Raw genomic sequence first — 21,350 nt, 5'->3', positions numbered from 1 at the left:
CCCATGCGCATCACCTGTCCCTATTGCGGCGCGCGCTCCTCACACGAATTCGCCTATCTGGGCGATGCGGCGCCGACCCGTCCCGATCCCTCGGCCCCCGACGCGGCCGAGGCCTTCCACGCCTACGTTTATGAGCGGGATAATCCCGCCGGACCCATGGACGAGCTTTGGTACCATTCCGCCGGCTGCCGGCGCTGGCTGAAGGTGACGCGGGATACCCGCACCCACGCCATCACCGCAGTGGCCTTCGCCGGAACCGGGGAGGCCGCGCGATGACCCGCCTCGCCCATGGCGGCCTCATCGACCGCGGCCGCACCCTGTCCTTTGCCTTCGACGGCAAGACCTTCAAAGGCCATCCGGGGGATACGCTGGCCTCGGCGCTGCTCGCCAACGGCGTGCGGCTCGTGGGCCGCTCGTTCAAGTATCACCGCCCGCGCGGGGTGGTGACGGCGGGCTCCGAGGAGCCAAACGCGCTGGTGGAGCTGCGCACCGGCGCCCGGCGCGAGCCCAATACCCGCGCCACCACGGTGGAGCTTTACGACGGGCTGGAGGCCGCGAGCCAGAACCGCTGGCCCTCGCTGGAGTTCGATGCGCTGAGCGTCAACCGGCTGGTGTCGCCCTTCCTCGGCGCGGGCTTCTACTACAAGACCTTCATGTGGCCCGCCGCATTCTGGGAGAAGGTCTACGAGCCGGTGATCCGCCGCGCCGCGGGCCTCGGCCGCGCAGCGGACACGCCGGACCCGGACCATTATGAGAAGGCCACCGCCTTCTGCGATGTGCTCGTCATCGGCTCCGGCGCGGCCGGCCTTGCGGCGGCTCTGGCGGCGGCGCGCTCCGGCGCGCGGGTGATCCTCGCGGATGAAGACTTCCGCCTCGGCGGCCGGCTGCTCTCCGAGCGCACGGTGATCAATGGCGGTTCCGCCCTCGATTTCGTGGCGAGTGCGCAGGCCGAGCTTTCGAGCCTTCCGAACGTGCGGCTGATGCCGCGCACCACCGTGTTCGGCGCCTATGACGGCAGCGAATATGGCGCCGTGGAGCGGGTGAGCGATCACCTGCCCGCCCCCCTGCCCTTCCAGGTGCGCCAGCGCCTGTGGCGCATCGTGGCCAAGCGCTGCGTGCTGGCGGCGGGCGCCTTCGACCGGCCCATCGTGTTCCCTGGCAACGACCGGCCGGGGGTCATGTCGGCGCTGGCGCTGGCCACCTATGCCACGCGCTACGGCGCCGGCGCCGGGGCCAATGCCGCCGTGTTCTCCACCAACGACCATGCTGTTGCCGCCGCCCTCGATGCGGCGGAAGCGGGCCTGAAGCTCGACGCCGTCATCGACGTGCGGCCGGCCCTGCCGGACGCGCTGGCGGCACGGGCAAAGGCGCTGGGCGTGCGCCTCATCACCGAGGGCGAGGTGGTGGCGACCTCCGGCAAGTGCCTGACATCCATCACCGTGCGCACCCCGCGCGGCAGCGAGACGCTGGCGGTGGAAGCCCTCGGCGTGTCCGGCGGCGCCACGCCCAATCTCAACCTCACCTGCCATCTGGGTGGCAAGCCGGTGTGGCGCGAGGACATTGCCGCCTTCGTCCCCGGCGCGGTGCCCCCAGGTATGGCGGTGGCGGGGGCGGTGGCAGGCACATTCGGCCTCGCCGACATCCTCGCCGAAGGCACCCGGCTCGGCGCGGCGGCGGCTTCTGACACGGGCTTCGCCGCAGCCCCGGCGCCGGCCCCGCAGGCGGAGAGCACGCCCACCGGTTTCAAGGCGTTCTTCCATGTGAAGGGCCAAGGGACGAAGGGCGGTCCGGCCTTCGTGGACCAGCAGAACGACGTGACTGCCAAGGATGTGGCCCTCGCCCACCGCGAAGGCTTCCGCGCAGTGGAGTTGCTGAAGCGCTACACCACGCTCGGCATGGCCACCGACCAGGGCAAGACCTCCAACATGGCGGGTCTCGCCGTGATGGCGGAGCTGACCGGAAAGGGCATTCCGGCCATCGGTACCACCGTGTTCCGCCCGCCTTATACGCCGGTGGCGCTGGGCGTGCTGGCGGGCCACCATCGCGGTGTGGACTTCAAGCCGGCCCGTCCCACCCCGACCCATGCGTGGGCGCAGGCGCAGGGCGCCGTGTTCGTGGAAACCGGCCTGTGGATGCGCGCCGCCTATTTCCCCAAGGCCGACGAAAAAGACTGGCTGGACAGCGTGAACCGCGAGGTGAAGGCCACGCGGGAGAGCGTGGGCGTCATCGACGTGTCCACCTTCGGCAAGATCGACCTTCAGGGCCCGGATGTGGGCGTGCTGCTGGATCGCGTCTACATCAACATGTTCTCGACGCTGGCCGTGGGCAAGGCACGCTACGGCGTGATGCTGCGCGAGGACGGCCTGGTCATGGACGACGGCACCACCGCCCGCCTCGCCGACGACCATTATGTGATGACCACCACCACGGCCAACGCCGCCAAGGTCTACCAGCACCTGGAATTCTGCCTTCAGGTGCTGTGGCCGGAGCTGGACGTGTGCCTCGCCTCGGTCTCCGAGCAATGGGCGCAGATCGCGGTGTCCGGCCCGCGCTCCCGCGAGGTGCTGGCCAAGATCGTGGACGGCATCGACGTGTCCAATGCCGGCCTGCCCTTCATGGGGGTGGCGCAGGGCAGCGTGATGGGCGGCGTTCAGGCGCGCATCTTCCGCCTCTCCTTCTCCGGTGAGCTGGGCTACGAAATCGCGGTGCCGGCCCGCCACGGTGCGGCATTGATGCAGGCGCTGATGGCGGCGGGCGCGCCCTTCGGCATCACGCCCTATGGGGTGGAGGCGCTGGGCGTGCTGCGCATCGAGAAGGGCCATGTCTCCGGCAACGAGCTGACCGGCCAGACCTGCGCGCGCGATCTCGGCCTCGGCAAGATGGCGTCCACCAAGAAGGACTATATCGGCCGGGTGATGGCGGGGCGGCCCGCCTTCACCGACCCGGACCGCCCCAGCTTCGTCGGCTTCAAGCCGGTGGACCGCAGCGCGCGGCTGCGCGCCGGCGCCCATTTCCTCAAAGTCGGCGCCGCCGCGACCACGCAAAACGACGAGGGCTACATGACCTCGACCGCCTTCTCGCCCACCCTCGGCCACTATATCGGCCTCGGCCTTTTGAAGCGCGGGCCGGAGCGCATGGGCGAGAAGGTGCGCGCCTATGACCCGGTGCGGGGCGGTGACATCGAGGTCGAGGTGTGCTCTCCCGCTTTCATTGACCCGCAAGGGGAGAAGCAGCGTGTCTGACCTGCTGGAACACATCGCCCCCACCCATCTGGTGCCGGAGGGGCACTATGGCCCGCAGGGATCGGCGGGCGTCACCGCGCACGCGGTCGAGACCCCTGCCGCCGCCACGCTGGTGGCCCGCAAGGGTGCGACCGCCCGGCTCATCGTCGCCTGCGCGGCGGCGGGGCTTCCGTTGGCCGACGGGCCGCGCGTCAGCGCCGGGGCGGGGCTGGAGGCGGCAGGAACGGCCCCCGGCCGCTGGCTCGTCCTCGCCGAGGGGGTGAGCGGGGCGGATCTTGTCGCACGGCTCGCCGCCATGGCGCCGGGGCTTGCCGCCATCACCGACCAGAGCGACGCCAACCTCATCCTCGACATTTCCGGCGAGAAGGCCCGCGCCGCGCTGGCCAAGGGCGTCACGGTGGATCTCGACCCCACGGCCTTCGCGGCCGGGGACGCGGCCACCACCACCGTGTCGCATGTGGGCGTCACCTTCTGGCGGCGCGATGCCGACACCTACCGCTTTGCCGTGGGGCGCTCGTTCGCGCCCGCCTTCCTGCGCTGGCTGACGGTGAGCGCTGCGGAATACGGCTTCGCCCTTTCCGGCACCGGACGAGGTTGACCGCAGCGCGGCGCGCGCGACAAGCCTTTCACACCCTTCACACTTCCTCACGCGATCGCCCGCCCCCCGGCGCGCGGCGCGCCAGAAAAAGACGTAACCCAATGACCACGCCGAGCGATCATTTCATTCTCACCTTCTCCTGCCCCAACAAGCCGGGCATCGTGGCGGGGGTGTCCACCTTCCTGTTCGAGAAGGGCTGCAACATCCTCGAGGCCCAGCAGTTCGACGACACGGAAACCGGGCGCTTCTTCATGCGCGTGGTGTTCAACGTGGTGGCGAGCGCGGCCAGCCTGTCCGAGATCCGCGAGGGCTTCACCGCCGTGGCCGAGGGCTTCGCGCTGAACTGGACGCTGCGGCCCAAGGCCGAGAAGCGCCGCGTGCTGCTGCTGGCCTCCAAGTTCGACCACTGCCTCGCCGACCTGCTCTATCGCTGGCGCATCGGCGAGATCGCCATGGACATCACCGGCATCATCTCCAACCACCCCATCGAGACCTATGCCCATCTCGATTTCGACGGCATCCCCTTCCATCACCTGCCGGTGACCAAGGCCACGAAGCTGGAGCAGGAAACAAAGATCTGGGAGATCTTCCAGTCCTCCGGCTCGGAACTGGCCGTGCTCGCGCGCTACATGCAGGTGCTGTCCGACGGGCTGTCCGCCAAGCTTTCGGGCAAGTGCATCAACATTCACCACTCGTTCCTGCCCGGCTTCAAGGGGGCCAAGCCCTATCATCAGGCCCACGCCCGCGGCGTGAAGCTGATGGGCGCCACCTCGCATTATGTGACCTCCGACCTCGACGAGGGGCCGATCATCGAGCAGGACGTGGAGCGCATCTCCCACCAGGATTCCCCCGACGATTTGGTGCGCAAGGGCCGCGACATCGAGCGCCGGGTGCTGGCCCGCGCCATCTCCTGGCACCTGCAGGACCGGGTGCTGCTGAACGGCTCGCGCACCGTGGTGTTCCGCGACTGAGGCGGTCCCGCGCGGCCGGCGGGAAACCACCGGCCGCCCGGGGGCGTTGGGTAGGGGACATCCATCACCAGGGAGAACCCCATGCCCCGCAATGGCATCCTTGTCGCCGCAGCATTCGTACTGGTCCTCGCGCTGGTCGCGGCGAATGTCTTTTCCAATCGCGGCACGCCGGAACCCAGCGAAACCGCGCCCGAGAACATCACCGCCCCCTCCGGCAATCCGCCGCCCTTGACCACTGCGCCCGATGCCGCCCCCGGGCGGACCCTGTCGCCGGCCGACGGCGAGCGCTCGGGGGGTGACCCGCCGCGCTGATAATGCCTATTTTAATAGCAATTGATGCTTCGATAGCGGCCCTGAATCCCTTTGAAAGGATGGATTCAGGGCCTTTTCATTCCTATCAAATAAATGATTTATAATCATAAATTGAAAATTGCATACATATGGCGCGTTTCCTGCTAGGCCTCGCCTGCCGCGCGGTGCGGTCGAACACGGGTTAGAGCATGCAGACCGTCGCCAGCCTCCTTTCCGCCCACAGGTCGGGTGCCCGTTCCGTCGCCGATACGGTGCGCGCCGTCTATGCCCGCATCGCGGTGCAGGACGATCCGGCCCTGTTCATCACCCTGCGCGCGGAAGCCGATGTGCTGGCGGAGGCCGCCGCGCTGGCAGCGAAGGGCGACACCGCCCTGCCGCTCTACGGCATCCCGGTGGCAGTGAAGGACAATATCGACGTGGCCGGCCTGCCCACCACCTGCGCCTGCCCCGCCTTCGCCTACACGCCGGAACACGACGCCACCGCCGTGGCGCGGCTGAAGGCGGCGGGCGCGCTCATCATCGGCAAGACCAATCTGGACCAGTTCGCCACCGGCCTCGTGGGCGTGCGCTCGCCCTATGGCATTCCGCGCAACGCCTTCAATCCCGCGCTGGTGCCGGGCGGCTCGTCTTCCGGCTCGGCATCGGCGGTTTCAGCGGGCATCGTGCCGGTGTCGCTGGGCACCGACACCGCCGGCTCCGGCCGGGTGCCGGCCATGCTGCAGAACATCGTCGGGCTGAAGCCGTCCCTGGGCCTGGTGCCCAATACCGGCCTCGTGCCCGCCTGCAAGACGCTGGACTGCATCTCCATCTTCGCCCTCACCGTGGACGATGCCATGGCGGTGCTGGATGTCATCGCCGGCTTCGACCCGCAGGATGCCTGGTCCCGCGACCTACCGGTCGGCCCCCTCGCCGCCGCGCCGCCGTCCTTCGTGCTCGGCGTGTTGCCCGAAGCGCAGCGCGAATTCTTCGGCGATGCCGACGCCGCGGCCACCTATGAGGCGGCCCTCAAGCGCTTCGCAGCCCTCGGCGCGACGCTGAAGGAGATCGACTTCTCCCCCTTCGCCGAGACCGCCCGCCTGCTTTATGAAGGCCCCTGGGTGGCGGAGCGCTGGATCGTGGCGGAAAAGCTCCTCGCCACCACGCCCGAGGCGCTGCATCCCGTCACCCGCGCCATCACCGAGCCCGGCGGCAAGGCGAGCGCGGCCGACGCCTTCCGCGCCACCTACCGGCTGAAGGAATTGCGGGCGAAGGTGGCCCCGGTGCTCGCCGCCATCGACGGCCTGCTGCTGCCCACCGCGCCCACCGCCTACACGGTGGAGGAGGTGCTGGCCGATCCGGTGCGCCTCAACTCGCGCAATGGCACCTACACCAATTTCGTGAACCTCATGGACCTGTGCGGCATCGCGGTGCCGGCCGCCATCGCGCCCACCGGCGTGCCCTATGGCGTCACCCTGCTGGCCCCTGCCGGCAAGGATGCGCAGATGGCGGCGCTGGGCCGCGCCTTCGTGGCGGCCGGCGATTTGCCGCTGGGCGCAAGCCGGGCCCCCGCCCCGCCCCTCGCGCCCCTGCCCGCGGCGGAGGAGCCGGGCCGGCTGGACGTCCTGGTATTCGGCGCCCACCTCTCCGGCATGGCGCTGAACGGCGACCTCAAGGCCATGGGCGGCCGCTTCGTGCGCACCGCGACCACCGCCCCCACCTATCGCATGAAGCGCCTGCCAGGCGCGGTGGCCCGCCCCGGCGTGGTGCGGGTGAATGCGGACGGTGCGGTTCTGGAAGGCGAGATCTGGTCGCTGCCCTACGAGGGCGTGGGCAAGCTGCTCGCCTCCATTCCCGGCCCCCTCGGGCTTGGGCAGGTGGAACTTGCGGACGGCACGCGCGTGACCGGTTTCCTCGCCGAGGCGGCCGCCCTCGATGGGGCGGAGGACATCACCGCGCACGGCGGCTTCCGTGCCTTCATGGCGGCGACGGAGACCGCCTGAGGATCTGCCCCAAGGCCAAGGCACGAACGCGTGAGACCTGCTGGACAGGGCGACTGATACACTATATCAAGAACGCCGTTGAACCACTTTCCGGCAGGTTCCATGGCCCTTTCCTCCGCCGTCGATGCCGCTGTCGCGCCCCCCGCGCCGAACCCGGTGCATGGGCATGACGAGCAGTCCGGCCACGCCCATGCGGATCATGTCCGTGCGGGCCATTCCCATGCGGATCACGCGCGGCCGACCTCACGCCGGCCGGATGTGCGCATCGGCATCTCGGTGCTGCGCCTCTCCCTTCTCGCCCGCCTCGCCATCGCCGGCACGCTGCTGGCGATGTTGTGGACCGTCGTCTCCCTCGTGGTGGGGAGCGAGCCATGACCGCGCAGATCTCCTTCCGCAACCTGACCCTCGGCTATGAGCGCCACCCCGCGGTCCATCACCTGTCGGGCGATGTGCGGGAAGGAGCGTTGCTCGCCGTTTGCGGTTCCAACGGCGCCGGCAAATCCACCCTGCTGAAGGGCATCTGCGGCGCGCTGAAGCCGCTCGGCGGTTCCATCGACCTGCACGGCGTCTCCCCGCGCGACATCGCCTATCTGCCGCAGGGCGCCGAGATCGACCGCAGCTTCCCCATCAATGTCTACGACATGGTGTCCATGGGCCTGTGGCGGCGCGCCGGCCTGTTCGGCGGCATCGGCCGCGCCGATCGCCAACGCATCTCCGATGCCATCGCGGCGGTGGGCCTGGAGGGCTTCGAGGCGCGCCCCATCGGCACGCTGTCCGGCGGGCAGATGCAGCGCACCCTGTTCGCCCGCCTGCTGCTGCAGGACGCCCGCGTGATCCTTCTGGACGAGCCCTTCACCGCTCTCGACGCCAAGACCGTTGCCGATCTTGTGGATCTGGTGCGGCGCTGGCACGGCGAGAAGCGCACGGTGATCGCGGTGCTGCACGATTTCGACCTGGTCCGCGCGACGTTCCCCGAGACCCTGCTTCTGGCCAAGATCCCGGTGGCCTGGGGACCGACATCGGAAGCGCTGGGGTCCGAGAATCTCCTGAAGGCGCGCCGCATGGGCGAAGCCTGGCGGGAAGACGCCCCGGTCTGTTCCGACGCGGCCTGACCGCGCCCGAACCGCACGTTTATCTCCGTCCTTTTGCTTGGCCGGGAGCCGGGAAAAAGGCTGTCCAACCCCCGGTCCGGTTTCAGCCCCCAACCGGACCCTCGGCCTCCCGGCCAAGCAAAGGGACCATGCCCATCGCGATCGCGGCGAGCCATCGCCGCGCGCCTGACACTTCTGCCCTCCCGGCACGCGCGTGCGATGCCCCGCCACCGCCTCGGCCGTGGCCCCGACAGAGACGAGAATGAACCCTTACGACGTGCTCATCGCTCCGTTCTCGGAGTTCGAATTCATGCGGCGGGCCCTGGCCGGCGTGTTCGCGCTGGCGCTGGGGGCCGGGCCTATGGGCGCCTTCCTCATGCTCCGGCGCATGTCGCTGACCGGGGACGCCATGGCCCACGCCATCCTGCCTGGCGCCGCCATCGGCTTCCTGTTCGCCGGCCTGAACCTCTACGCCATGACGGCCGGCGGACTGGCGGCGGGCCTTCTGGTGGCGGTGGGGGCCGGCGTGGTAGCGCGGGCCACCGGCATGAAGGAAGACGCCTCGCTCGCGGCCTTCTACCTGATCTCGCTGGCGCTGGGCGTGCTCATCGTGTCGCTGAAGGGGTCGAACGTGGACCTGCTGCACGTGCTGTTCGGCACCGTGCTTGGCATCGACGACGCAACGCTGATCCTCATCGCCTCCATCACTACGCTGACGCTGGTGACTTTGGCCTTCATCTGGCGGCCGCTGGTGCTGGAATGTGTGGACCCCACCTTCCTCGCCTCGGTGAGCCGCGCAGGCGGGGTGAGCCACATCGCCTTCTTGGCGCTGGTGGTGATGAACCTGGTGGGCGGCTTCCATGCGCTCGGCACCCTGCTCTCGGTGGGGCTGATGATGCTGCCCGCCGCCACCGCGCGCTTCTTCGTGCGCGACCTCACCGCGCTGGTGACGCTCTCCACGATCATCGCCTTCGCCGCCGGGGCCATCGGCCTCCTGGTCTCCTACCACCTCGGCACGCCGTCCGGCCCTTCCATCATCCTGGTGGCCGGGCTCGCTTATGCCGGTGCCGTGGTTTTCGGCCCCATCGGCGGGCTTGCCGCCCGCCTCGTGCCAGGCCGCCATCTCGAAGCCTGAAGGGAAAACCTGATGCTCAACAGACGTCTTGTCCTCGCGGCCGGCCTTGCGGCCAGCCTCGCCAGCGGCTTCGCCATGGTGGCGGGTCCGGCCTTCGCCCAGGGCGCTGCCACCCCCGCCCAGAAGCTGCCGGTGGTGGCGTCCTTCTCCATCCTCGGGGATTTCGTGAAGCAGGTGGGTGGCGACCGCGTGGCCGTCACCACCATCGTCGGCCCCAATGGCGATGCCCACGTCTACCAGCCCACCCCCGCCGACGCGAAGGCGGTCGCCGCCGCCAAGGTGGTGTTCGTGAACGGCCTCGGCTTCGAGGGCTGGCTCGACCGCCTCATCAAGGCGTCCGGCACCAAGGCGCCCATCGTGGTCGCCACCAAGGGCATCACCCCGCGCACCGGCTTCGTCGACCATGACGAGGACGAGAAGCCGAAGGGCAAGGACAAGGACAAGCACGACCACGCCAAGGAAGAGGGCGGCCACGACCACGGCGGCATCGATCCCCACGCCTGGCAGTCCATCGCCAACGCCAAGGTCTATGTGGCCAACGTGCGCGACGGCCTGATCGCCGCCGATCCGGACGGCCGCGACACCTACACCGCCAACGCGGCTGCCTATACCGCCAAGCTCGACGCCCTGGAGACCGAGGTGAAGGCAGCTCTCGCCCGCATCCCGGCGGAGCAGCGCCGCATCATCACCTCCCACGACGCCTTCGGCTATTTCGGCGAGGCCTATGGCGTGGTGCTGGTGGCGCCCGAGGGCGTCTCCACCGAGAGCGAGGCCTCGGCCAAGGACGTGGCGCGCATCATCCGCCAGATCAAGGCGCAGAAGATCCCGGCCGTGTTCGTGGAGAATATCACCGACCCGCGCCTGATGCAGCGCATCGCCAAGGAAACCAGCGCCAAGGTGGGCGGCACGCTCTATTCCGACGCCCTCTCCGATGACAAAGGCCCGGCGAGCACCTACATCGACATGATGCACTCCAACGTGCGCGAGCTTTCCGCCGCCCTGGCAAGCTGAGCGCCGGAGTTAAAGGTATCCAATCGCGGCGGCCGGAGTGCCTTCCGGCCGCCGCCTGACATCAGGTGAATGCCATGGCTGAAACGCAGGCCGAGAAGATCCCCGTCACCGTGCTCACCGGCTATCTGGGTGCCGGCAAGACGACGCTGCTCAACCGCATCCTCTCGCAGCCCCACGGCAAGAAATTCGCTGTCATCGTCAATGAGTTCGGCGAGATCGGCATCGACAACGACCTCGTGGTGGGCGCCGACGAGGAAGTGTTCGAGATGAACAACGGCTGCATCTGCTGCACCGTGCGGGGCGACCTCATCCGCGTCATCGACGGCCTGCTGCGCCGCAAGGGCGGCTTCGACGGCATCATCGTGGAGACCACCGGCCTTGCCGACCCGGCCCCGGTGGCCCAGACCTTCTTCGTGGACGAGGAAGTACAGGCCAAGACCCGCCTCGACGCCGTGGTCACCGTGGCCGACGCCAAGTGGCTGTCCGACCGGCTGAAGGACGCGCCCGAGGCCAAGAACCAGGTGGCCTTCGCCGACGTGATCCTGCTCAACAAGACCGATCTCGTCACCGGCGCGGAGCTGGACGAGGTGGAAGCCCGCATCCGCGGCATCAACCCCTATGCCAAGCTCTACCGCACCACCAAGTCCGAGATCGACATCGCCAAGGTGCTGAACCAGGGCGCCTTCGACCTCGACCGCATCCTGGAGCTGGAGCCCGCCTTCCTCGAGGACGACGATCACCACCATCATGACCATGAGCACGGGCCGGACTGCGGCTGCGACCATGATCACGGCCATGATCATGCGCACGATCACCATCACCACGGCCTGAAGGCGGTGCACGACGAGGAGGTGCAGTCGGTCGCCTTCTCCACCGAGAAAGAGCTGAACCCGGACAAATTCTTCCCCTGGGTGCAGAATCTGGTGGCCACCGAGGGTCCGAACATCCTGCGCTCCAAGGGCATCCTGTCGTTCGCGGGTGACCCGGACCGCTTCGTGTTCCAGGGCGTGCACATGATCCTCGACGGCGATCACCAGCGCCCGTGGAAGGCCGACGAGAAGCGCGTGAGCCGCATCGTCTTCATCGGTCGCAAGCTCGATCGCCAGGCGCTGGAAGACGGCTTCCTCTCCTGCGCGGCGTGATCGGCCGCACGGTTCCAGAACGCAACAAGGCCCGCGGCATCCCCGCGGGCCTTCTTCATTTCAGCGCACCCTCACGCCATCAGGCCGCGCACCAGCAGGTCGTGATATTCCTGCGCCACCTCCTCGGCGGACTTGCCGCCGTCGGGCTTGAACCAGCGCACCATCCAGCTCAGCAGCGACAGCACCGCGCGGCCGGTCATGGCGGCGCTCACCTCCCGGAACGAACCGTCCGCCACGCCGTCCTGGAGGATCCGCCGCAGCAGGCCCTCATGGGCATCGCGCAGGGCCAACGCATCGTCCTTCAACCCGCTGTTGGCCATGCCGGAGAAGCCCACCAGCATGGTGACGAAGCAATCGTAATTGTCGGCCAGGAAACGGGCGTGCGCCATCATGAACTGCCTAAGGCGCTCCACCGGTGGATCGGCCTCGTTCACGGCCTTGGCGGCGGTCTCATACAGGCCGGTCAGGGTGAAGATGATGATGGCGTCGTAAATCTCCTGCTTGGAGGAGAAGTAATTATAGATGGCGCCCTTCGAATAGTTCATGGCGGCGGCCAGCTCGTTGAGCGAGCTTTCCACATAGCCCTTCTGCGCGAAGAGCTGCGCCGCCTGGCGCAGGATTTCCGCGCGCGGGTCCGCCATGAGCGGCGGCCGGCCCAGCCGCGCGGCGCCCCCCCCAGGCGCCGCGACCTTGGGCGGGCGACCGCGACGGCGGGGCGGCAAGGGCGCGGTCTCCGGTGCGGTCTCTGCCACCGGCACTTTTTTCAGTTCATCCTGCAGCGGTCCGCTCCCTTGACTGACGCCGCATAATTATATACCGACTGGATGGAATGTAAATGGAGCCCGCGCCGCCAGGCCGGGTCCACAGCGGGAGACACGCTCCATGGCCGCCCCTTCGTCCGCCGCCACCTCCAAGCCCGTGTTCGACTGGACCGACCCTTTCGACCTCAACGGCCAGCTCACAGAAGACGAGCGGATGGTGCGCGACACGGCGCGCGACTATGCGCAGGAAAAGCTGCTGCCCCGCGTCACTTCCGCCTATCTGGAGGAGCGGTTCGACCGCGAGATCATGAACGAGATGGGTGAGCTGGGCCTGCTCGGCCCCACCATCCCGGCAGAGTATGGCGGTGCCGGTCTCGGCTATGTGTCCTACGGCCTCGCCGCCCGCGAGGTGGAGCGGGTGGACAGCGGCTACCGCTCGGCCATGAGCGTGCAGTCCTCCCTCGTCATGCACCCCATCTATGCTTACGGCACCGAGGTGCAGCGCCAGAAGTATTTGCCCAAGCTCGCCACCGGCGAGTGGATCGGCTGCTTCGGCCTCACCGAGCCGGATGCCGGCTCCGATCCCGCCGGCATGCGCACCCACGCCGAGAAGATCGACGGCGGCTATCGCCTCAACGGCGCCAAGATGTGGATCACCAATTCCCCCATCGCAGATCTCGCGGTGGTGTGGGCGAAGTCGGCGGCGCACGACAACGCCATCCGCGGCTTCGTGGTGGAGCGCGGCATGAAGGGCTTCTCCACCCCCAAGATCGAGGGCAAGCTCTCGCTGCGCGCCTCCATCACCGGCGAGATCGTGCTGGAGGACGTGGAGATCCCGGAAGAGAACCTGCTGCCCAACGCCACGGGCCTTGCCGGCCCGTTCGGCTGCCTCAACCGGGCGCGCTATGGCATCGGCTGGGGCGCCATGGGCGCGGCGGAAGCCTGCTTCGCCCAGGCGCGGCAATACACGCTGGACCGCAAGCAGTTCGGCAAGCCGCTGGCCGCCACCCAGCTGGTGCAGAAGAAGCTGGCGGACATGGCCACCGACATCGCCTTCGGCCTGCAGGCCTGCCTGCGCGTCGGCCGGCTGTTCGAGGAGGGCCGGCTGCCGCCGGAGACCATCTCCTTCATCAAGCGCAACAATTGCGGCAAGGCGCTGGACATCGCCCGCACCGCCCGCGACATGCACGGCGGCAACGGCATCTCCGCCGAATTCCACGTCATCCGCCACGCGGCGAACCTTGAGACCGTGAACACCTATGAGGGCACGCACGACATCCATGCGCTGATCCTCGGCCGCGGCATCACCGGCATCCAGGCGTTCTTCTGAGGAGGGGGAGGTCTCCCCCTCCAGAACCGCCGTCATGCCCGGGCTTGACCCGAAGTTTGAAATGAAGCGCCGTCGGCCCCTCCCCCGCACGCGGGAGAGGGTTCAGCAGCGTGACCGGGCGGAGCAGCAGTCCTTTCAAACTCAGACATAACCCGGAGCAGGCAACAGCCGACCTCCGGATCAACCTCGGCCATGACGATGGCGTTGAAACGCCGGCCGGTAGAAGCGAGCCCCGCCATGTCCCCTCCCCTCGCCGGCCTTCGCGTCCTTGAACTTGCCCGCATCCTCGCAGGCCCCTGGTGCGGGCAGTTGCTCGCCGATCTCGGCGCCGAGGTGATAAAGGTGGAGCGCCCCGGCGGCGGCGACGACACCCGCACCTGGGGCCCGCCCTTCCTGACCGGCGCGGACGGGGCCGATCTCGGCGCCGCCTATTTCCATGCCACCAATCGCGGCAAGCGCTCGGTGGCGGTGGATTTCGAGAGCCCGCAGGGGCAGGAGACCATCCGCGCGCTGGCCCGCCAGAGCGATGTGGTCATTGAGAATTTCAAGGTCGGTGGGCTGAAGAAATACGGCCTCGACTATGCGAGCCTGAGGGCGGAGAACCCGCGCCTCGTCTATTGCTCGGTCACCGGCTTCGGCCAGGACGGCCCCTATGCGCCGCGCGCCGGCTACGACTTCCTGGTGCAGGGCATGGGCGGCATCATGGACCTCACCGGCGCACCGGACGGGGAGCCGCAGAAGGTGGGGGTGGCGTTTGCCGACATCTTCACCGGCCTCTATGCCACCGTGGGCATCCTCGCCGCCCTGCGCCGGCGGGAAGAGACAGGCACCGGTGGCCATGTGGACATGGCGCTGCTCGACACCCAGGTGGGCGTGCTGGCCAACCAGGCCATGAACTACCTCACCTCCGGCAAGGCGCCCAAGCGCATGGGCAACGCCCATCCCAATATCGTGCCCTATCAGGTCTTCCCCTGCGCCGACGGCTATTTCATCGCCGCCGTGGGCAATGACGGCCAGTTCGCCCGCTTCTGCGCCGTGCTCGGCGCGCCGGAGCTGGCGCGGGAGGCCAACTACGGCACCAATCCCGAACGCGTCGCTCACCGCGCCGCGCTGGTGCCGCAGCTCTCGGCGCTGACCGCCGCCTTCAAGCGCGACGACCTGCTCGCAGCGCTTGAGGCGAAGGGCGTGCCCGCCGGCCCCATCAACACGGTGGCGCAGGTGTTTGACGATCCGCAGGTGAAGGCCCGCGGCCTGCGCGTGGACCTGAACGAGGCGGGCGGCGGCACCATCCCGGCGGTGGCAAGCCCCATCGTTCTCGACGGCGAGCGGCAGGTGGCGAAGACCGCCAGCCCGCGCCTCGGGGCGGACACCGAAGCCGTGCTCAAGGCGCTGGCGGCGCTGGCGAAGGGCTGAGCGCCGGCCCTCAGGCCGTCGCGCCTTCCTTCAGCAGCTTCCAGGTGATGGAATCGATCAGCGCCTCGAACGAGGCGTCGATGATGTTGGGGGAGACGCCAACGGTGGTCCAGCGCTCGCCGGTCTCGTCGGCGCTCTCGATGAGCACGCGGGTCACCGCCTCGGTGCCGCCGTTCAGCACCCGCACCCGGTAGTCGGTGAGGTGCAGGCCGGCGATGAAGGGCTGGTACCTGCCGAGGTCCTTGCGCAGCGCCACGTCGAGGGCGTTCACCGGACCATTGCCTTCAGCGGCGGAGATCAGCACTTCCTCCCCCACCTTCACCTTCACGATGGCCTCGGCCACGGTGCTCATCTCGCCCTTGGAATTGAAGCGCCGCTCCACGTTCACGCTGAAGCGCTCCACGTCGAAGAAGTCCGGCACGCTGCCGAGGATGCGCCGCGCCAAAAGGGCGAAGGAGGCGTCCGCCGCCTCGTAGGCGTAGCCGAGCGCCTCGCGGGTCTTCACCTCGTCCAGCAGGCGGGCGATGCGCGGGTCGGTCTTCTCCACCGGGACACCGAGCCGCTCCAGCTCGGCGAGCACGTTGGACTTGCCGGCCTGGTCGGACACCAGCAGCTTGCGCCGGTTGCCCACCGCCTCCGGGGGCACGTGCTCGTAGGTGGCCGGGTCCTTCAGGATGGCTGAGGCATGGATGCCGGCCTTGGTGGCGAACGCGCTCTCGCCCACGTAGGGGGCGTGGCGATCCGGCGCCCGGTTCAGCATCTCATCCAGCGTGCGGGACACGTTGGCGATGTCGGCCAGCGCGGCGCGCGAGACGCCGATGTCGAAGTGTGCCGAATAGTCCGACTTCAACAGCAATGTCGGGATGATGGAGCACAGGTTCGCATTGCCGCAACGCTCGCCGAGCCCGTTGAGCGTGCCCTGGATCTGCCGCGCCCCGGCCCTTACCGCCGCCAGAGAATTGGCCACCGCCTGCTCGGTGTCGTTATGGGCGTGGATGCCCACATGGTCCCCTGGCACCACCTTCACCAGCTCGGAAACGATGGCCTCCACCTCATGGGGCAAGGTGCCGCCATTGGTGTCGCACAGCACCACCCAGCGGGCGCCGGCCTCGTAGGCCGTGCGGGCGCAGGCGAGGGCGAAGTCCTTGTTTTCCTTGAAGCCGTCGAAGAAGTGCTCGCAATCCACCAGCGCCTCGCGCCCCGCCGCCACGGCGGCCTGGACGCTCTCGCGGATGGAGGCGAGGTTCTCCTCCTTCGTCGTCTCCAGCGCCACCCGCACCTGGTAGGCGGAGGCCTTGGCGACGAAGCAGATGGCATCCGCCTTGGCCGCTATCAGCGCGGCGATGCCGGGATCGTTGGCGGCGGAGCGGCCGGGCCGCTTGGTCATGCCGAAGGCGGTGACCCGCGCCCGCGCCGGATGCTCCTGCGAAAACAGCTGCGTGTCCGTGGGGTTGGCGCCGGGATAGCCGGCCTCCACATAGTCCACCCCAAGCTGGTCGAGCAGCGCCAGCACCCTGAGCTTGTCGGCGACGGTGAAGTCCACCCCGTTGGTCTGCGCCCCGTCGCGCAGGGTGGTGTCGAAGAGGTAGAGGCGCTCGCGGGCGCCGGGCTGGGAGGTGGTCATCGCCCTGTCCCCTCGCCGAGGGTCTTGGCCATGGAGGTGTTGCCCAGCCAGGTGTCGGCCAGCGGCACCATGTTGCGGCGGTGGGCCTCATAGCCGCGGTGCTGGAAGAAGCCGAGGGCGGTATCGCTGGCGTCCACCGTCAGCTTCAGGGTGCCGCGACCCTTGGCCAGCGTCTCGGCGGCATCGCACAGGGCGCGGGCAACGCCGGTGCCGGCGGCGTCCGGCGCCACATAAAGCAAATCGATGTGGGCATTGTCCTTCAGCGACACGAAGCCCACCTGCGCCCCGTCGCGCAGGGCCACCAGGGTGAGCGCACCGGCAAGGCGCGCGGCGAAGGCGTCCTCGTCGTCGGCTGCCGCGCTCCAGGCCTCCTGCTGCTCCTCGTCGTAATCCTCGCCGGTCAGCTCGGCGATGGAGGCGCGGAACAGGGCGGTCAGCACCGGCGCATCGGCCGCCAGATAGGGGCGCAGCGATAGCTTGGCGGCGGTCATCGCGAGACCTCCCAGCTGGTGGTTCCGTCCTTGTTGTCCATCAGCACCACACCCTGCGCGGCCAGCTCCTCGCGGATCTGGTCGGCGCGCTTGAAGTCCTTCGCCTTGCGGGCGGCGAGGCGATCGGCGATGAGGCCGGCGATCACCCCCTCATCCAGAGCGATGGCCTCCTTCTGCCGGGCGCGCCACCCGCTTTCGGTATCACCCAGCAGGCCGAGCAGGTTGGCCGCGCCCTTGAAGCGCCGGCGCAGGGCGGAGGAGGTCTCCTCGTGCTCCGCCACTTCGGCGAGATGGTGCAGGTGGGTGATGACGGACGGCGTATTGAGGTCGTCGGCGAGCCGGTCGGCGGTCTCGATCTCGAAGGGGTTGCCCTCACCGGTCTCGGCCTCCACCTCGCCGATGATGCGGTACCACTTGTCCAGGGTCTTGGCGGCGAAGCCGAGGCCCTGGCGGGTCCAGTTGATGGGCTGGCGATAATGGGTGGAGAGCATGGCGAGGCGCAGCACCTCGCCCGGCCATTCGGCCAGCAGCTCGCGGATGGTGACAAAGTTGCCGAGCGACTTCGACATCTTCTCGCCTTCCAGCATCAGGAAGCCGTTGTGCATCCACATTTGCGCCATCACGCCGGTATGGAACGCGCAGCGCGACTGGGCGATCTCGTTCTCATGGTGCGGGAACACGAGGTCGATGCCGCCGCCATGGATGTCGAAGGTCTCGCCCAGGTGCTTCCAACTCATGGCCGAGCATTCGATATGCCAGCCGGGGCGGCCGGGGGTGGCGATGCCGCAGGGCGAGGGCCATCCGGGAACGCCGGGAACGCTCGGCTTCCACAGCACGAAGTCCATGGGGTCGCGCTTGTAGGGCGCCACATCCACGCGGGCGCCGGCCACCATCTCGTCCAGCGGGCGGCGGGAGAGGCGGCCATAGTCCGGCATGGAGGGCACGTGGAACAGCACATGCTCTTCGGCCACATAGGCGTGGCCCGAGGCGACCAGGCTCTCGATGAGGGTGCGCATCTCGGCGATGTGCTCGGTGGCGCGCGGCTCGACGGTGGGCCGCAGGCAGTTGAGCGCGGCGGTATCCTCGCGGAACCAGCGGTAGGTCTCTTCGGTGAGATCGCGGATGGTTACGCCGCGCTCGGCGGCGCGGGCGTTGATCTTGTCGTCCACGTCGGTGATGTTGCGGACGTATTTGACGTGGTCTTCGCCGTAGAGGCGGCGCAGCAGGCGGAACAGCACGTCGAACACGATCACCGGCCGCGCATTGCCGATATGCGCGTGGTCGTAGACGGTGGGCCCGCACACATACATGCGCACGTTGGCGGGATCGAGCGGACGCAGCGTGTCCTTCGAACGGGTCAAGGTATTGTAGAGCCTGAGCTCCATGGATCGTTCCCCCGAATGGCGCACGTGCGCCGTGCCGGTGCACCGGCCGGGGCGTCCAGATCCTTAAGTCTTAAGGGAGCAGCAAGGGACGGCCACGGCCAGCTTTTCGGCTAACCGCAAATAATCGCCGCGATGGCGCAGGTGATGGCAAACCGACCGTTCATGGCGCGGGACAATGGTTCGGGCGGGGGCGGTCGTCAAGAGCTTTCGCGTCGGTGCGGCAGGACAGCTATGCACCGCCGGCGCGCCAGCCCGCGACCCCTTGCGCCGCCTGGGTCTTTCGCCCGCCGCGCGGCCGGCGCTCCGCACTTCGTTATATGGCCACGCTTGACCATGCGGGGGCCGGGGGCCTATCCCCTGCCCCGCGAGAGCGCCCCGGCGGCGCATGGGTGGAGGCATCTCCGCCCCTCCGCGCCCGGCCCCGGCGAGGGGCAAAGGGTCCGGAACACCGCCGCGGCGCTGATCAAAAAGGCCGTTTCCCGCTCATGCAAAGCATCCGTACGCTGGTCGTCGCAGCAGTGGCGACCCTGTCCCTGACCGCTTTGGCCGAGGCCGACACCCGCATCTTCATCATCGACAATTCCGACGGCTACGGCATCGACCGGTGCCTGGCTGCCGGCGCGCCGTGCGGCGAGCGCATGGCGGTCGCCTGGTGCCAGTCTCACGACTACAGCCGCGCCATCGATTTCGGCCGCGTCGCCGAAACCGCCCTCACCCCTGTGCGCGCCGCGCCGGCCGCCGCCTGCACCGGCCCCCTGTGCCCCGAGGCGGTGGCCATCACCTGCTCGCGCTGAGAGGCGCAGCCGCCGTTATCGGCAGGCCCCGGCGGGTCCGGGGCGGCTCACTTCAGGAAGTCGGCGCACTTGAGCACGTCCGCGCCGCCGCCCCACGGCATGATGGGCACGGTGGAGGTCGAATTCTTCGGGCTGCCGTCGATCAACTTGTCCGAATAGACGAGGTAAACCAGCACGTTGCGCTTGGTATCGCAGCCGCGCACGATCTGCATCCGCTTGAAGAAGAAGGAGCGGCCCTCGCGGAACACCACGTCGCCCTGCTCGAACTTACTCTTAAAGGAGATGGGTCCCACCTGCCGGCACGCCAGCGAGATGTCGGACACCTCTTCCGCCACGCCCACCATGCCCTTCAGCCCGCCCTTCTCCGGCGTGGTGTAGTGGCAGGCGACGCCGTCCACCACCGGATCGTCGATGCCGTAGACCGCGAGCTTGTCGTCCGGGGTCAGGAACTTCCAGACGGTGGACTTCTTGAAGATGAGGTTCGGCTCCTGGGCCATCGCCGGCGCCGACAGGGCCGGCACCAGCAGCGCCGCGAACAGCAAGGCGGCGCAGCGGGCGTGGTTCGCAAGGCGGCTCACGCGGCTCGGACGGTTCGCAACGGTCATGAAAGCTCCCGCGGGTTGTCGCTCCTGATATGGGGAAAGTCCCGCTCAGGAAAAGGTGATCGGCGACTGGAGCCCGATAAAAGCGCTACCCGCGCTCCTGCGCCGGCTCGCGATTGACGCGGAGGCGCGGCCATGACACCCCTGTCGCCCCATCGATACCAGCGGCCCCGGTCTGCGTCCGATGCAGAGGGGGCCGCATAAGCGCCGCGCGGTCCGGACCGCGCGCAGGCAAGACACCAAACGGCTGTCGCAATGGCAGCGCCCGACAAGAAAAGGCCCGAGGAGCACCACATGGACATCAAGCGCCGGCACTTCATTGGCGCCTCCGCCACCGCGCTCGCCACCGGCGCGCTCGCAGCTCCGGCCCTTGCCCAGAGCCAGCCCGAGGTGAAGTGGCGCCTGACCTCCTCCTTCCCCCGCTCGCTCGACACCATCTACGGCACCGCACAGACCTTCGCGCGCTACGTGTCCGAGGCCACCGATGGGCGGTTCCAGATCCAGACCTTCCCGGCGGGGGAGCTGGTGCCGGGCCTGCAGGCGCTGGATGCGGTCTCCACCGGCTCGGTGGAATGCGCGCAGACCGCCACCTATTTCTACACCGGCAAGGACCCGGCGTTGGCCTTCGGCACTGGCGTGCCGTTCGGCTTCAACTCGCGCCAGCAGCATTCCTGGTGGTTCTTCGGCGGCGGCGAGCAGATCATCAACGGCGTGCTGGCCAAGTACAATGTCACCTCCATGCCCATGGGCAATTCGGGGTGCCAGATGGGCGGATTCTTCCGCAAGGAGCTGACCGGCGTAGGTGATCTCAAGGGCCTGAAGTTCCGCATCGGCGGCATCGGCGGCCAGGTTCTGGCCAAGCTCGGCGTGGTGCCGCAGCAGATCGTGCCGGGGGACGTTTATGCCGCCCTCGAACGCGGCACCATCGACGCTGCCGAGTTCGTCGGCCCTTATGACGACGAGAAGCTCGGCCTCGTGAAGGTGGCCAAATATTACTACTACCCCGGCTGGTGGGAGGGCGGGGCCATGATGCACCTCGTCATCAACGACAAGCAGTGGGACGCCCTGCCGAAGCACTACCAGGCCATCGTCCGCAACGCCGCGGAAGCCGCCAACAACTGGATGCTGGCGAAGTACGATTCGGTGAACCCGCCTGCCCTGCGCCGGCTGGTGCAGCAGGGCGTGGAGCTGCGGCCCTTCCCGGCCTCCATCATGGAGGCCGGCCACAAGGCGGCGTTCGAGCTCTACAACGAGATCGCCGCCGTCAATCCCGCCTTCAAGCAGGCGCTGGATTCCATGAACGCCATCCGCGCCGACCAGCTGGTGTGGTGGCAGATCGCCGAATACGCCTACGACACCTTCAACATCCGCAACCGCGGCAAGAGCTGAGGCGCGCGAGGGGGCGGCGGGCACCTGACGGACCGTGATGAAGCCATAGTTTCGTCACCATTCACGTCCGGTGTCAGGCT

Annotated in this window: 20 protein-coding genes; 15 read left to right on the top strand and 5 right to left on the bottom strand. The window is 68.4% G+C overall.

Features of this window, described 5'->3' with window-relative positions; genetic code table 11:
- Positions 1–3: 3 nt before the first annotated feature.
- The 11 genes from FBQ73_RS13295 (at position 4) to FBQ73_RS13245 (ending at position 11,481) form a co-directional block, all read left to right on the top strand.
- On the top strand, positions 4–276 hold the full coding sequence (locus tag FBQ73_RS13295) for a sarcosine oxidase subunit delta (RefSeq protein WP_138399970.1): 273 nt from the start codon (positions 4–6) through the stop codon (positions 274–276).
- On the top strand, positions 273–3,242 hold the full coding sequence (locus tag FBQ73_RS13290) for a sarcosine oxidase subunit alpha family protein (RefSeq protein ID WP_138399969.1): 2,970 nt from the start codon (positions 273–275) through the stop codon (positions 3,240–3,242). Before FBQ73_RS13295 ends, FBQ73_RS13290 begins: the two co-directional genes overlap by 4 nt.
- Entirely contained in the window at positions 3,235–3,840 is a 606-nt protein-coding gene (locus tag FBQ73_RS13285) for a sarcosine oxidase subunit gamma (RefSeq protein WP_170218881.1), read from the top strand. The genes FBQ73_RS13290 and FBQ73_RS13285 overlap by 8 nt, the downstream gene beginning before the upstream one ends.
- Before the next feature lie 101 nt (positions 3,841–3,941).
- Entirely contained in the window at positions 3,942–4,811 is an 870-nt protein-coding gene (purU, locus tag FBQ73_RS13280) for a formyltetrahydrofolate deformylase (RefSeq protein ID WP_138399967.1), read from the top strand.
- Between the two features lie 81 nt (positions 4,812–4,892).
- Positions 4,893–5,123, top strand: coding sequence for a hypothetical protein (locus FBQ73_RS13275; RefSeq protein ID WP_138399966.1), 231 nt, complete (start codon positions 4,893–4,895; stop codon positions 5,121–5,123).
- 188 nt (positions 5,124–5,311) lie between these two features.
- Positions 5,312–7,102 carry an allophanate hydrolase gene (gene atzF / locus FBQ73_RS13270; RefSeq protein ID WP_138399965.1) on the top strand — a complete coding sequence of 597 codons (1,791 nt, stop codon included), beginning with the start codon at positions 5,312–5,314 and terminating at the stop codon, positions 7,100–7,102.
- 102 nt (positions 7,103–7,204) lie between these two features.
- Positions 7,205–7,477 carry a hypothetical protein gene (locus tag FBQ73_RS13265; protein WP_138399964.1) on the top strand — a complete coding sequence of 91 codons (273 nt, stop codon included), beginning with the start codon at positions 7,205–7,207 and terminating at the stop codon, positions 7,475–7,477.
- Positions 7,474–8,214 carry a zinc ABC transporter ATP-binding protein AztA gene (gene aztA, locus FBQ73_RS13260; RefSeq protein ID WP_138399963.1) on the top strand — a complete coding sequence of 247 codons (741 nt, stop codon included), beginning with the start codon at positions 7,474–7,476 and terminating at the stop codon, positions 8,212–8,214. The genes FBQ73_RS13265 and aztA overlap by 4 nt, the downstream gene beginning before the upstream one ends.
- 241 nt (positions 8,215–8,455) lie before the next feature.
- Complete coding sequence (locus tag FBQ73_RS13255; RefSeq protein ID WP_138399962.1) at positions 8,456–9,328, top strand: metal ABC transporter permease; 873 nt, start codon at positions 8,456–8,458, stop codon at positions 9,326–9,328.
- 12 nt (positions 9,329–9,340) lie between these two features.
- Positions 9,341–10,339: a metal ABC transporter substrate-binding protein gene (locus FBQ73_RS13250; protein WP_138399961.1), complete on the top strand. Its 999-nt coding sequence runs from the start codon at positions 9,341–9,343 to the stop codon at positions 10,337–10,339.
- Positions 10,340–10,413: 74 nt separating this feature from the next.
- The gene (locus FBQ73_RS13245) at positions 10,414–11,481 is read left to right on the top strand and encodes a CobW family GTP-binding protein (protein WP_138399960.1); all 1,068 of its coding nucleotides are present in this window, start codon (positions 10,414–10,416) and stop codon (positions 11,479–11,481) included.
- Between the two features lie 71 nt (positions 11,482–11,552).
- Here the strand turns inward: FBQ73_RS13245 and FBQ73_RS13240 are convergent, their stop codons facing one another.
- Positions 11,553–12,233 (bottom strand): TetR/AcrR family transcriptional regulator, encoded by a 681-nt coding sequence (locus tag FBQ73_RS13240; RefSeq protein WP_246089691.1) that lies wholly within the window; start codon positions 12,231–12,233, stop codon positions 11,553–11,555.
- A gap of 130 nt (positions 12,234–12,363) precedes the next feature.
- On the opposite strand from FBQ73_RS13240, the gene FBQ73_RS13235 reads away from it, so the two are divergent.
- Both FBQ73_RS13235 and FBQ73_RS13230 read left to right on the top strand, forming a co-directional pair.
- Positions 12,364–13,572: an acyl-CoA dehydrogenase gene (locus FBQ73_RS13235; protein ID WP_138399958.1), complete on the top strand. Its 1,209-nt coding sequence runs from the start codon at positions 12,364–12,366 to the stop codon at positions 13,570–13,572.
- Positions 13,573–13,809: 237 nt separating this feature from the next.
- Entirely contained in the window at positions 13,810–14,985 is a 1,176-nt protein-coding gene (locus FBQ73_RS13230) for a CaiB/BaiF CoA transferase family protein (RefSeq protein WP_138399957.1), read from the top strand.
- 10 nt (positions 14,986–14,995) lie between these two features.
- Here the strand turns inward: FBQ73_RS13230 and cimA are convergent, their stop codons facing one another.
- Genes cimA through cysS form a run of 3 tightly spaced genes read right to left on the bottom strand, consistent with a single transcriptional unit; the run spans position 14,996 to position 18,485 of the window.
- The gene (gene cimA / locus FBQ73_RS13225; protein WP_138399956.1) at positions 14,996–16,609 is read right to left on the bottom strand and encodes a citramalate synthase; all 1,614 of its coding nucleotides are present in this window, start codon (positions 16,607–16,609) and stop codon (positions 14,996–14,998) included.
- Positions 16,606–17,100 carry a GNAT family N-acetyltransferase gene (locus FBQ73_RS13220; RefSeq protein WP_138399955.1) on the bottom strand — a complete coding sequence of 165 codons (495 nt, stop codon included), beginning with the start codon at positions 17,098–17,100 and terminating at the stop codon, positions 16,606–16,608. Before FBQ73_RS13220 ends, cimA begins: the two co-directional genes overlap by 4 nt.
- Positions 17,097–18,485, bottom strand: coding sequence for a cysteine--tRNA ligase (cysS, locus tag FBQ73_RS13215; RefSeq protein ID WP_138399954.1), 1,389 nt, complete (start codon positions 18,483–18,485; stop codon positions 17,097–17,099). Before cysS ends, FBQ73_RS13220 begins: the two co-directional genes overlap by 4 nt.
- A 485-nt stretch (positions 18,486–18,970) precedes the next feature.
- Here cysS and FBQ73_RS13210 point away from each other — a divergent pair, with 485 nt between their 5' ends.
- Positions 18,971–19,279, top strand: a complete 309-nt coding sequence (locus FBQ73_RS13210) for a hypothetical protein (RefSeq protein ID WP_138399953.1) — start codon at positions 18,971–18,973, stop codon at positions 19,277–19,279.
- Between the two features lie 47 nt (positions 19,280–19,326).
- Here FBQ73_RS13210 and FBQ73_RS13205 read toward each other — a convergent pair whose 3' ends face one another.
- A complete protein-coding gene (locus FBQ73_RS13205) occupies positions 19,327–19,884 on the bottom strand; it encodes a CreA family protein (protein WP_138399952.1) in 558 nt (185 codons plus the stop codon).
- Positions 19,885–20,181: 297 nt separating this feature from the next.
- Between FBQ73_RS13205 and FBQ73_RS13200 the strand changes: the two genes are divergently transcribed.
- Positions 20,182–21,270 carry a TRAP transporter substrate-binding protein gene (locus FBQ73_RS13200; protein ID WP_170218897.1) on the top strand — a complete coding sequence of 363 codons (1,089 nt, stop codon included), beginning with the start codon at positions 20,182–20,184 and terminating at the stop codon, positions 21,268–21,270.
- Positions 21,271–21,350 lie beyond the last annotated feature (80 nt).

The sequence above is a fragment of the Xanthobacter autotrophicus genome (assembly GCF_005871085.1).
Lineage (GTDB): Bacteria > Pseudomonadota > Alphaproteobacteria > Rhizobiales > Xanthobacteraceae > Xanthobacter > Xanthobacter autotrophicus.
Note: the sequence above shows the minus strand (reverse complement) of the source record. Positions and strands in the feature narration are given on the sequence as shown.